Origin of the sequence: Butyrivibrio sp. LB2008 (genome assembly GCF_000621565.1) — a bacterium.
GTDB lineage: Bacteria > Bacillota > Clostridia > Lachnospirales > Lachnospiraceae > Butyrivibrio.
Genome location: NZ_KK211305.1, coordinates 87,896 through 99,927, shown reverse-complemented (window position 1 = coordinate 99,927; position 12,032 = coordinate 87,896). Strand labels below are relative to the sequence as shown.

Genomic DNA, 12,032 nt, shown 5'->3' with positions numbered 1-12,032 from the left:
TCATTTTTTTACGTATTTTCGGGAAGATTTTTAAAAATTTCCAGCAAAACGCCCTAACCATGCGTTTTTTAAGGATGTGTTAAAATTAATCAATTTTTCTTTAGGAAAAAACCGATAATGATTATTTCTTTAGCATCCGTTTAATGTATGCTCCCGTATATGACTTTTTGCACTTGGCAACTTCTTCCGGCGTACCGCATGCAACCACAGTTCCACCTCCGGATCCGCCCTCGGGGCCCATGTCGATGATATAATCGCCTGTCTTTATCACATCAAGATTGTGCTCGATCACCACAACCGTATTGCCCTGTTCAACCAGTTCATGCATGATCTTCACAAGCTTCTGAACATCGGCAAAATGAAGGCCCGTCGTAGGCTCATCGAGGATATATACCGTCTTTCCTGTACTGACCTTACTAAGCTCAGTCGCAAGCTTTATTCTCTGCGCCTCTCCGCCCGAAAGTTCCGTGCTGGGCTGGCCAAGCTTGACGTATCCCAGTCCTACATCATAAAGCGTCTGTATCTTTCTCTTGATCGTTCTGACATTCTCAAAGAAAGTAAGCGCCTCTTCAACCGTCATATTGAGGACATCATAGATACTTTTTCCCTTGTACTTAACTTCCAAAGTTTCATGATTATATCTCTTTCCACCGCAGACCTCACATGGAACATATACATCCGGCAAAAAGTGCATCTCAATCTTGATGATTCCGTCACCGCCGCAAGCTTCGCATCTGCCGCCCTTTACGTTAAACGAGAATCTTCCCTTCTTGTATCCTCTTGCTTTTGCATCCGGAGTTCCGGCAAAAAGATCCCTTATCATATCAAACACGCCTGTATATGTCGCGGGATTTGACCTCGGGGTTCTTCCGATAGGCGACTGATCGATCGCGATAACCTTATCAACCTGTTCAAGACCTTCAATTCCCTTATGTTTGCCGGGAATGCATCTCGCCCTGTTAAGGTCTCTTGCAAGGTGCTTGTAGAGTATCTCATTGACAAAAGAACTCTTTCCCGAACCTGAAACACCGGTAACTATGGTAAGTACACCGAGCGGAACATCTATATCCACATTCTTTAAGTTATTCTCGCAGGCACCAAGTACCTTAAGCCATCCTTTTGGCTCTCTTCTGACTTCCGGAACTTCGATCTTGAGCTTACCCGCAAGATACTGACCCGTTATGGACTCCTCGACCTTCATGATCTCTTCGGCAGTTCCTGTAGCAACAATCTTACCGCCCCTGGAACCTGCACCCGGTCCGACATCTACAATATAATCAGCTTCTCTCATCGTGTCTTCATCGTGCTCTACAACGATAAGAGTATTTCCAAGATCTCTCAGATTCTTGAGCGTATTGAGAAGTTTGTCATTATCCCTCTGATGGAGTCCGATACTCGGCTCATCGAGGATATAGCACACTCCGCACAGTCCTGAGCCGATCTGCGTGGCAAGCCTTATACGCTGCGCCTCTCCGCCCGAAAGCGTACCTGTAGCTCTCGAAAGAGACAGATATCCTAGTCCAACATCAACAAGAAATCCTACTCTTGCCCTTATCTCTTTCAGAACCTGCGCGCCGACAAGCTCCTGATGCTCACTAAGTTTGAGATTCTCAAGGTAGTTCTGAAGTTCATCAACCGACATCGATGTAATCTCATAGATATTCTTATTATCTACAGTAACCGCCAGCGATTCTTTCTTAAGCCTCTGTCCGCCGCAAAGCTGACAAGGTGTAATTCTCATAAACTCCTGATATTCAGCCTTTGCCGTTTCAGAAAAAGTCTCTCTGTATCTCTGTTCAACATTCTTAATAAGACCGTCGAAAAGAATAGGATAATCACCTTCTCCTCTCGATCCCTTGTAATGAACATTGACAGTCTTGTCAGCTCCGTGTATAAGCATATGTCTTACCTTCTCAGGAAGGTCGCAGAACGGAGTATCAAGGCTGAACTTATAAGCTTTGGCAAGCGCTTTCAATGTCGCATTGCTAAAGCTTCCCTCTTTATTTGCAGACTGCCATCCCATAACAACGATACATCCGTCATTTATGGAAAGAGTCTTATCCGGAATCATAAGATCCTCGTCAAATTCCATCTTATATCCAAGTCCCGCACAATCAGGGCAGGCGCCGAAGGGATTGTTGAACGAAAAACTTCTTGGCTCGATCTCGGGAATACTGATTCCGCAATCGGGGCAGGCAAAGTTCTGACTGAAATTAAGTTCTTTGCCATCAATAACATCAACGGTAAGAAGTCCCTCCGCGAGCTGCAACGCTGTCTCCACAGAATCCGTAAGTCTCTTCCTAAGATTCTCGTTATCATCTCTTATGACAATTCTGTCAACTATAACTTCAATACTGTGCTTAATATTCTTATCAAGCTTGATCTCTTCAGAAAGCTCATACTGGCTTCCGTCTATTCTTACTCTGACGTAACCTGCTCTTTTTGCCCTGTCGAGAGTCTTGGCATGTTCACCTTTTTTGCCCCTTACAACAGGTGCGAGTATCTGAAGCTTGGTTCCATCGCCGAGAGCCATGATCTGATCGCACATCTCGTCAACAGTCTGCCTTCTGATCTCACGTCCGCAGTTCGGACAATGCGGTATACCAATTCTGGCGTACAACAATCTGAAGTGATCGTATATCTCGGTAACCGTTCCCACAGTCGATCTGGGATTCTTATTGGTTGATTTCTGATCGATTGAAATTGTTGGAGAAAGTCCTTCAATCCTCTCAACATTCGGCTTATCCATCTGACCAAGGAACATTCTCGCGTAAGATGAGAGTGATTCCATGTATCTTCTCTGGCCTTCCGCAAAAATGGTATCAAAAGCAAGCGAGGACTTACCGGATCCCGAAAGTCCCGTAAAAACTGTCAGAGTCTCCCTGGGTATCTTGACGCTCACATGTTTCAGATTATGTTCATCCGCCCCGCGGACTCTGATGTAATCATGAATATCCGTGGGAAGTATTCTCTTTGCTGTCGTATTCTTTTTTGTCATTCTGCTGTTATCAGGCATATGTTTATCTCCTGTCACCTGTCCGTTGTCCGGGTTATTTACCCTCTGTCAGGTCATTATAGATTTTCTTAAGTTCTATCATTCGATCTCTGAGTGTCGCCGCAGTCTCAAAGTCGAGCTCTGTAGCTGCACGCTTCATCTTCTTCTGAACCTCTCCGATGAGTTTCTCAAGTTCATCCTTATCCATTGCCTCAGGATCTTTTTCAAATTTAACTTCTTCCTTGGCAATGGCCTTTGTTACGGCAATAAGCTCTCTTACCGCCTTCTTTATGGTCTGCGGAGTTATTCCGTGTTCCTTATTATACTCTTCCTGTATCTTGCGTCTTCTTGCCGTTTCATCTATGGCTTTCTGCATAGAATCCGTCATATTATCGGCATACATGATAACGCGACCTTCCGCATTACGCGCAGCACGGCCGATTGTCTGAATAAGCGATGTCTCCGAACGAAGGAATCCCTCCTTGTCCGCATCGATTATCGCAACAAGCGAGATCTCCGGGATATCAAGTCCCTCTCTCAAAAGATTGATACCAACCAGAACATCAAATACATCAAGTCTCATATCCCTGATGATTTCTGCTCTTTCAAGAGTATCAATATCGGAATGAAGATATTTTACCCTTATTCCCGACTCAGCAAGATACTCGGTGAGGTCTTCAGCCATTCTCTTGGTGAGTGTCGTTACGAGGACCTTATTCTTCTTATCTATCTCTGTTCGTATCTCACCTATAAGGTCATCAATCTGCCCCTCAACAGGTCTTACGGAGATCTCAGGATCGAGAAGTCCCGTAGGTCTTATTACCTGCTCCGTTCGCAGTAGTTCATGCTCTTCCTCATATTTACCGGGCGTAGCGGAGCAAAAGAGCATCTGATCGATGTGCGATTCAAATTCCTCAAAATTAAGAGGCCTGTTATCAAGCGCCGACGGCAATCTGAATCCATAGTCAACAAGTGTAAGTTTCCTGCTCCTGTCTCCGTGATACATGGCTCCAACCTGCGGTATCGTCATGTGCGACTCATCCACTATTATCAGGAAATCCCTGTCAAAGAAGTCCAAAAGCGTAAGCGGAGGCTCTCCCGGCGCCATAAAGTTAAGATGCCTTGAGTAGTTCTCAATTCCGGAACAGAATCCTGTTTCTTTGAGCATCTCTATATCAAAATTGGTTCGCTCAGATATTCTCTGAGCTTCAATAAGTCTGTCTTCTCCCTTAAAGAACTTGATCTGTTCCTCAAGTTCCTTCTCAATCTCAACACACGCCATGTTGATATTCTCCTGAGGAACAACATAGTGCGATGCAGGATATATCATCACATGTGAAAGCTCGCTTCTGACCTTGGCAGTCACAGGCTCAATCTCGGTGATCCTGTCTATCTCATCGCCAAAAAACTCTATTCTGATCAGATAATCATCTGCATTGGCAGGGAAAACCTCTATCGTATCTCCTCTTACCCTGAAGTTACATCTTCCAAGTTCAAGATCGTTTCTCGTATACTGAATAGCTACAAGCTCTTCTATTGTCTTGTCTCTGTCCTTCTGCATTCCGGGACGAAGCGAAATCGACATTCCCTTAAATTCATCAGGACTTCCCAGTCCGTATATGCAAGACACACTGGCAACAACGATTACATCCTTCCTCTCCGAAAGCGACGCCGTTGCCGAAAGTCTAAGCTTATCAATCTCATCATTTATCGACGAATCTTTTGCAATATATGTATCTGTCTGAGGAACGTACGCCTCCGGCTGATAGTAATCGTAGTAGGAGACGAAGTATTCAACTGCGTTTTCAGGAAAAAATTCCTTCATCTCGCCGTAGAGCTGGCCGGCAAGAGTCTTATTATGGCTGATTATAAGCGTAGGCTTGTTTAACGCTGCAATTACGTTCGCCATAGTAAATGTCTTACCACTTCCCGTAACACCTAAAAGCGTTTGGAATTGATTACCTTGCTTAAATCCCTCAACCAATTCCTTTATTGCCTGCGGCTGATCACCGGTTGGTTTAAATTCAGAGTGTAATTTGAATTCCATTCTCTTTTCCCTTGTTCCTAATTGTGTCATACAAAAATATTTTTATAAGCAAGAAATGATATACTGCCGTTTCAGTATATCATTTCATAAATTATGCGTCTACAAAAATTGAACACATGTTCGTAATTTTCTTTTATTTTGTTATACTAATGGAGAATTGACAATATGTCGTATCCGACATATATTTTAGATAACAATATATATTTATTACAACCCCAAGAGCGGAACAATACCGACCATTTAAGGAGGTATCCAAATGAGTAGTTATAAAGATTATAAAAATAAAGCACTTCAAAACCCGGAAGTAAAGAAAGAATATGAAGCCCTTGCTCCGGAATACGACATTATTCAGGCAATGATTGATGCTCGAAAAAGCCAAAATCTCACCCAAAAAGATTTATCTGAACGCACCGGCATTACACAGGCCGATATCAGCCGAATCGAGAAAGGCACCCGCAATCCCAGCCTCGAAATGCTTAAAAGATTGGCTCATGGTCTCGGCTTGCAGCTAAAAGTAGAGTTCATTAAACCGAATAAAGTTTAAGAATAAGCACCCAAAAAGCCGGAGATTGTTATAATCTCCGGCCTTTCTATTTTTCCTTTATTTCACAGATTAAACGAATCATACGTATACACCATATCCTGCTCAATCACGAAGTCCTCGCAAGTTGATACTCTCTTTGCGTCGATATGGTCAAGAAGCTGTGTCGTGCACATTGCGGCAGTTGCCTCGCCTTCAGGGATTTGCGGTTTTGTACTGCCGTTTGTAAGTAGGCTCACCACTCCCAATATCAGCATTATTCCTATAAAAGCCACTCCAAAAGTATATATGAATATTATCATTTCTCCTCCTTAAAAAGCTCTCTGCCGATAAACTCTGCGATTCTTTCTTTGGCGTTATAAAGTCTTCCCTTGAACGCGGGCATTCTGGTTTCCGCATCGCAAACGACATACTTTTTGACAGGCTCTGCGTACAGTATTGTTCCCGAGATTGCAGCTGCAAGGCCTGCTGCCGCTATACTCCTTTTCAGATATCTTACTATTCCGCTACGTTTTCTTTTTACAATGCTGTCCAAAAGAGCTTTCTCTATCTCACCGCACGACTTAAATCTGTCATCGCGCTCCGGCTTTATGCACTTGTTTATTATCTTTACAAGATCGTCCGAAAGTTTGGGTGAGCCGTTTAGCTTGAAGTTTTCTAGCGCGTTCTCATTCTTAACGTCTATTCCGGTTGTCATCTGCAACAGCGTCATGCCAAAGCAATATATATCAGTCTTTGGGCTCGTCTGTCCAAGCGTACCGTACTGCTCGGGCGCTGCGAATCCTACCGTCCCGAGAAAAGAGGTATCGGATTTTTCGCCTCTTCTGTAGATCCTGGCAGCTCCGAAATCTATAAGATACACCTTTTTATCATTCCCGATAATGATATTGGCAGGCTTTAAGTCTCTGTATATCACAGGTTCACGAAGTCCGTGCAAATACTTAAGTATTCCCGCAAGCTCTATCGCTATGCCGACAGCCTCTTTTTCAGAAAGTATTCCGTTAGCATGCAGCTTTTCCGCAAGGCTGATTCCTGAAATGTGCCTGGTGACCATGTAACCGTCTCCGTAATCCACGAGCCGCTGGATTCTTGGATGCTTTAACCTTTTTAAGACAGATGCCTCTTCTTCCATGGACATCGATGCCCTACCGAGAGCTCCTTTGATTTCCTTCAAGACTTTTACGGTAACTTTTTTGCCCGTGCGTTTGTCATACGCCAGATAAACTGCACTCGTTCCGCCTTCGCCTATTTTCTTTAATATCTTATATCTGCTTAACCCTCTCATGCTCCGAGCTCCATACACAACGCCGCAACAGAGATATTGTCGGTTTCTTTTCTGTCATAGGCTTTTTCTGCGAGTTTCCTGCACGCTTCAAGCATATCCTCCGAAGTCACGCACATCTGCGGGCAAAGTTTGTTATATAGTTCTTCCTTGTCCAAAGTCCGCCAAAATCCATCAGAGCATGCGATCACGGTCGAATCGCTTCCGATGATCCCGCGTGTTATGTCAGGTTCCGGCGTTTTCATCGAGCCCACGCATCTAAGAAGCACGCTCTTTTCCCTGTCACTTACTGCTTCTTTCTCTGTGATAAGACCTTCATCAAGCTTCTTTTGAAGCATACTGTGATCCTTCGTAAGCTTTTTTACCTCACCCTTTGAAATTATATATATCCTGGAATCGCCGACATTCATGATCATATATCTGTCACCTATCTGCAAAAGAGCCGTTAGAGTCGTACCAAGGTCTATCTTTCTGTGTCTTGCATATCTTCTAAGTTCTCCGCCAATCCCGGAAACGAGCCTTCGCCAGGACATTTCTATTACATCCCACATTCTGTCGGATTCAAGATCCTGCATAAGAGTCAGTTCCTCATGAAACCAGTTCTCTAAAGACCTGACAACCTTGCAGCTTGCTATCTCTCCCTTGGGAAGTCCTCCCATTCCGTCGCATACGGCAACAAAAGAGATTCTCCCAAGCTTTTCCGAATTTGCCACCTTAACAAGAACCGAATCCTGATTGATCTTGCGGCTTTTACCTGCATCAGTATAAATACATGCTTTAACTTTCATAACTTACCTTTCAAAACAACCGGAAAATCGCCCGATTTGGGCATAAGATTAATAAAAAGAAACTGCGTATGTAGATATAAATCTGCGAAACACAGTTTCTGATAATACTATTTATTGTTTTACTTGTCAAGAAGCTCCTTCATGACCTCGACTGCCTTATCTTTCTGCGTGTCGATCTTTTCATTCTGGGCCTTGTCTACATCAAGCTCGATCTCAACATCCGGCTCGATACCTATCTTGTGGATATTGAATCCCTTAGGAGTGTAGTAATCACTTACTGTAAGTTTAACTGCAGTTCCGTCGTTAAGATCGAATACGCTCTGCACGATTCCTTTTCCGAAAGTAGTCACGCCTACAAGCTTACCGATACCATAATCCTTGATTGCTCCCGCAAGTATTTCTGATGCACTTGCAGAGTACTGATTAATAAGAACAACAACAGGAATATCTATCTGATGACTTCCGTCGCAGGTGTAATCCTGCTTGTTTCCATCCCTGTCGACAGTGTATACGATTTTTCCTTTAGGAAGAATCTGCCTTGCGATATCGCATACTGTCATAAGATTTCCACCGGGATTATTTCTAAGATCTATAATAAGTCCCTTTATGTTGCTTGCACGAAGTTCTGCAAGACCTTCGGTAAACTGATCTGTAGTAATCTCATCAAATTCAGTGATCTTAAGATATCCGATTCCATCCTTAAGAAGTTCTGTCGAAACAGTAGGAACCTGTATCTCATTTCTTGTCACATCAACTTCAACATTGTCTGCCTGACCTTCTCTTATAAGAGTAAGATGTACGGAAGTTCCTTTTTCTCCCTTTATCTTGGCAACAACCTCATCAAGACTAAGTCCCTGAGTGCTCTCTTTGTTGACCTCATAGATCACATCGCCTTCCATAAGTCCGGCTTCATCGGCGGGGCCGCCTTCCATAACGCCGGTTATCATTGGAATATTTCTCTCTTTGTCCATTCCGACATATGCGCCGATTCCGTAGTAAACGCCCTTTGTAACAGCCTTGAGTTCTTTAAGCTCATCTTCTGTGTAATAGACTGAATACGGATCTCCCAGAGAATCAATGAGTCCCTTGTACATTCCCTCCACTTCAGCAGTCTTATCCACATCATCCTTGTAATAGTTTGTGTCAACAAGTCCCTCAAGCAGCTTGACCTTTCTGATCGTATTGCTGTTTAGGATTCCCTGTTCATCACGACTGCCTGCACGGGCACCGGTTACCAGAATAAAACAGATCGTACCTGCAACAAATACGAACATTGCACAAAATGCTCCGATGATGATGCCGCTTATAAATCTTCTTTTGAGCTTCTTCTCCGTCTCAGCATCACTTACGGCCTGTTTCTCTGTCAACTCGTTGTTCTCAATAATTTCGTTTTCCAATGTTCTTTATCTCCTGTCCAATTTTATTTTAGATAATTCCATGGACTAACATAAGCTCCGTTAAGTCTGACTCCAAAATGAAGATGATTACCGGTGGATCTTCCGGTAGAACCGACTGCCGCTATCTTTGTTCCCGCAGTGACATCCTGCCCTTTGGAAACATACAAAGCCGAACAGTGCATATATATAGTATACAACCCGGCTCCGTGATTGATCATCACATAATTTCCCATTGTTCCGTTATAATCGGCTGCAACTACGGTTCCGTTATATGCCGCCAGGATAGCCGATCCGGCCGGAGCAGCAAAATCAACACCATTGTGCATCTTTTGTATTCCCAATGTAGGGTGAATTCTCATACCGAATTGATCGGATACTCTGCTATAGTTGGGACAAGGAAATGTAAACATTCCGCCGTCATACTTGTATTTATTGTATAAAGAAGCCTTATCTGCGGCAACTTCTTTTTCAAGTGCAGCGATAGCTTCATTCTCAGCCTTTATCTCCGCTTCATATTCAGCGATAGCCGCTTCCTTATCGCCTATATCAGCTTTAACAGACTGAAGCTCCGCACCTTTGGCATCAAGAAGATTCTGCATGTTGCCCTCTTCTTCCTGTTTACTTGCCTTGGCAAGGTTGAGGGTTTCTTTTTCTTCTTCAAGTGCCTTCTTATTGAGCGCAATAAGTTCCGTAGTAGCTATATACTCGTTAAGCTTCTTCCTGTCATAGGCAGAAAGCATCTCGGTATACTCGGCTTTATTGAGCATGTCCGCATAACTGCCGGCACCTAACAAGAGTTCTAAATAAATCGTATTTCCGCGTTCATACATGAACTTGATTCGCTGCTTCATAGCCTCATACTGGGCCTTCTGCGTGCGCTCCGCCTCATTCAGATCATCCGTAGTCTCTTTGATCTCAGTTTCTTTTTTCTCAATATTACCACTGAGTTCGTCTATCTTACTCTGTATTTCTGTCAAGGAAGCATCAAGTTCAGCAATATATTTATTTAGATTAGACTTATCTTTTTCAAGCTCTTTTTTTACATTTTCAAGATTGGTCTTAGCGTTCTTTAGGCTATCTCTTTCCTCTTTCTGCTTAGAAATCTGAGCTTCTTTGGCTTTAATGCTGTCTTCTGTAACTTCCGCAGACACCATGATATTCCCGGCATCAAAGGTAAATATCAGAATCATGACACAAGCCAACGCACGAAACAGCCTATTTAACGTGCCTTTTCTTAATCTGTTCAAATTTCCTGATCTTCCTTTTAATTATTTGATTATACATGCAAATGCTTTCTTACTGTTGTGAAACTTCCCAAAAAGCCAATACCGATTCCGATAGCCATAGAAATAGGCACAAGATCGTTGTATATCTGTTCAACCGGTAAAAACGGCAAAATGGTCGAAAGCATGGCAAACTTGGTGTTAACGTAAGAAATAGCATTCTTGTAAATATAGTAAATAATAACAAGCGGTATTGCAGATCCTATTATTCCAATGAGAATACCCTCTACCACGAACGGCGCCCTTACAAAAAAGTCCGTTGCTCCGATGTACTTCATAATGTTTATCTCATCTTTTCTGACTGCAATACCCATAGTAACAGTATTGCTGATCAGGAAAATCGATACGCACAAAAGAATAATGATGATGCCCATTGAAACATAAGCCATAAGCTTATTGAGTCCGCTCAATGTATCGGCTGTAACTTCCGATCTCTTAACGTCTCTTACGGTATCTATGCTCTCAATGTATGTAACAAGAGCTGCCTGCATTGAAACGTCCTTAAGGTATATCTGCAGGTTTGCTGAATCAGCAAGCGGGTTCTCTGTGAATCCGTCTGTATAACCTCCGAGATACTCCTCTTTGTAGCCTTCCCAAGCAGCGTCGGCACTTTCATAGTGAATCTCTTTTACTTCCGGGCGCTTCTCGATCTCGCTCTTAACCGCAAGCATCTGATCTTCAGAAGTTCCCTCGTCAAAGAAAACCGTAACCGAAACGCCTTCCTCAGCCGTATGAACAAAGTGTTGAATATTATTTATTATTGAAAAAAATAGACCAAACAGGAAAAGACATGCACCTATTGTTGCAATAGAAGCAAGGGTATACCATTTATTTCTCCCCAAGTTCTTGAATCCCTGTCCAATGGTATAAAAGAAACTATTAATCCTCATCGATGTATGTACCTTCTTCCTCGTCCTCTATGATAACGCCTTTTTTCATGGTCACAACTCGCTTCTTCATGGCATTTACTATTTCTCTGTTATGAGTTACCACAATAACAGTAGTGCCATTCTCATTGATTTTTTCCATAAGCTTCATTATTTCCCATGAATTATTGGGGTCAAGATTTCCGGTAGGCTCATCTGCCAAAAGAATAGTAGGCTTATTAATGAGTGCTCTTGCAAGAGCAACTCTCTGCTGCTCTCCACCGGACAACTGATTAATCTTACTCTTGTACTTGCCTGCAAGATTAACCGTAGCAAGTATAGAAGGAACATTTCTCTTTATTTCCCTTGTAGGGGTCTGAACAATTCGCTGGGCAAATGCTACATTCTCGTATACATTCCTGTCCTTGAGAAGTCTGAAATCCTGGAACACTATACCAAGATTACGTCTAAACTTCGGAATCTTATTGTGTTTGATCTTATTCAGGTTATAACCTAAAACGGTAATCTCACCGTTTGTCGGAACAAGCTCCCTTAAGAGAAGCTTAATGAGAGTAGACTTACCCGATCCGCTGTCTCCCACAATAAATACGAATTCACCTTTTTTTACATGAAGTGATACATCGTTAAGTGCCGGTGCACCTGATGAATATGACTTCGTCACATGTTCGAGGGTAATAACCTCGCCTTCGGGTATCTGCCTACCCGATTTCTTCTTTCTAAATCCTTTTTCCATAGCATCTCCCCGAAATTTGTGTTTATATATTTAGATGTAGCAGATGTCAAAAAAGACATCTGCATATTATATGACTCGC

At 42.9% G+C, this 12,032-nt stretch carries 10 protein-coding genes; 1 reads left to right on the top strand and 9 read right to left on the bottom strand.

The window, feature by feature from the left end; translation table 11 throughout:
- Nucleotides 1–121: 121 nt before the first annotated feature.
- On the bottom strand, nucleotides 122–2,998 hold the full coding sequence (uvrA, locus tag T356_RS0110420) for an excinuclease ABC subunit UvrA (RefSeq protein ID WP_051563414.1): 2,877 nt from the start codon (nucleotides 2,996–2,998) through the stop codon (nucleotides 122–124).
- Nucleotides 2,999–3,050: 52 nt separating this feature from the next.
- Entirely contained in the window at nucleotides 3,051–5,042 is a 1,992-nt protein-coding gene (gene uvrB, locus T356_RS0110415; RefSeq protein ID WP_026514429.1) for an excinuclease ABC subunit UvrB, read from the bottom strand.
- Nucleotides 5,043–5,298: 256 nt separating this feature from the next.
- Here uvrB and T356_RS0110410 point away from each other — a divergent pair, with 256 nt between their 5' ends.
- Nucleotides 5,299–5,586 (top strand): helix-turn-helix domain-containing protein, encoded by a 288-nt coding sequence (locus T356_RS0110410; RefSeq protein ID WP_026514428.1) that lies wholly within the window; start codon nucleotides 5,299–5,301, stop codon nucleotides 5,584–5,586.
- 62 nt (nucleotides 5,587–5,648) lie between these two features.
- Here the strand turns inward: T356_RS0110410 and T356_RS0110405 are convergent, their stop codons facing one another.
- The 7 genes from T356_RS0110405 to ftsE all read right to left on the bottom strand — a co-directional run bounded on the left by T356_RS0110405 (nucleotide 5,649) and on the right by ftsE (nucleotide 11,953).
- Nucleotides 5,649–5,885 carry a hypothetical protein gene (locus tag T356_RS0110405; RefSeq protein WP_026514427.1) on the bottom strand — a complete coding sequence of 79 codons (237 nt, stop codon included), beginning with the start codon at nucleotides 5,883–5,885 and terminating at the stop codon, nucleotides 5,649–5,651.
- A complete protein-coding gene (locus T356_RS19125; protein WP_051563360.1) occupies nucleotides 5,882–6,868 on the bottom strand; it encodes a serine/threonine protein kinase in 987 nt (328 codons plus the stop codon). Before T356_RS19125 ends, T356_RS0110405 begins: the two co-directional genes overlap by 4 nt.
- Nucleotides 6,865–7,653 carry a PP2C family protein-serine/threonine phosphatase gene (locus T356_RS0110395; RefSeq protein ID WP_026514426.1) on the bottom strand — a complete coding sequence of 263 codons (789 nt, stop codon included), beginning with the start codon at nucleotides 7,651–7,653 and terminating at the stop codon, nucleotides 6,865–6,867. The genes T356_RS19125 and T356_RS0110395 overlap by 4 nt, the downstream gene beginning before the upstream one ends.
- A gap of 119 nt (nucleotides 7,654–7,772) precedes the next feature.
- Nucleotides 7,773–9,050 (bottom strand): S41 family peptidase, encoded by a 1,278-nt coding sequence (locus T356_RS0110390; protein ID WP_051563358.1) that lies wholly within the window; start codon nucleotides 9,048–9,050, stop codon nucleotides 7,773–7,775.
- Between the two features lie 23 nt (nucleotides 9,051–9,073).
- Nucleotides 9,074–10,297, bottom strand: a complete 1,224-nt coding sequence (locus T356_RS0110385) for a murein hydrolase activator EnvC family protein (protein WP_242846592.1) — start codon at nucleotides 10,295–10,297, stop codon at nucleotides 9,074–9,076.
- 29 nt (nucleotides 10,298–10,326) lie between these two features.
- Nucleotides 10,327–11,223 carry a permease-like cell division protein FtsX gene (ftsX, locus tag T356_RS0110380; protein ID WP_026514423.1) on the bottom strand — a complete coding sequence of 299 codons (897 nt, stop codon included), beginning with the start codon at nucleotides 11,221–11,223 and terminating at the stop codon, nucleotides 10,327–10,329.
- Nucleotides 11,213–11,953 (bottom strand): cell division ATP-binding protein FtsE, encoded by a 741-nt coding sequence (gene ftsE, locus T356_RS0110375; protein ID WP_051563356.1) that lies wholly within the window; start codon nucleotides 11,951–11,953, stop codon nucleotides 11,213–11,215. Before ftsE ends, ftsX begins: the two co-directional genes overlap by 11 nt.
- Between the last annotated feature and the right edge of the window lie 79 nt (nucleotides 11,954–12,032).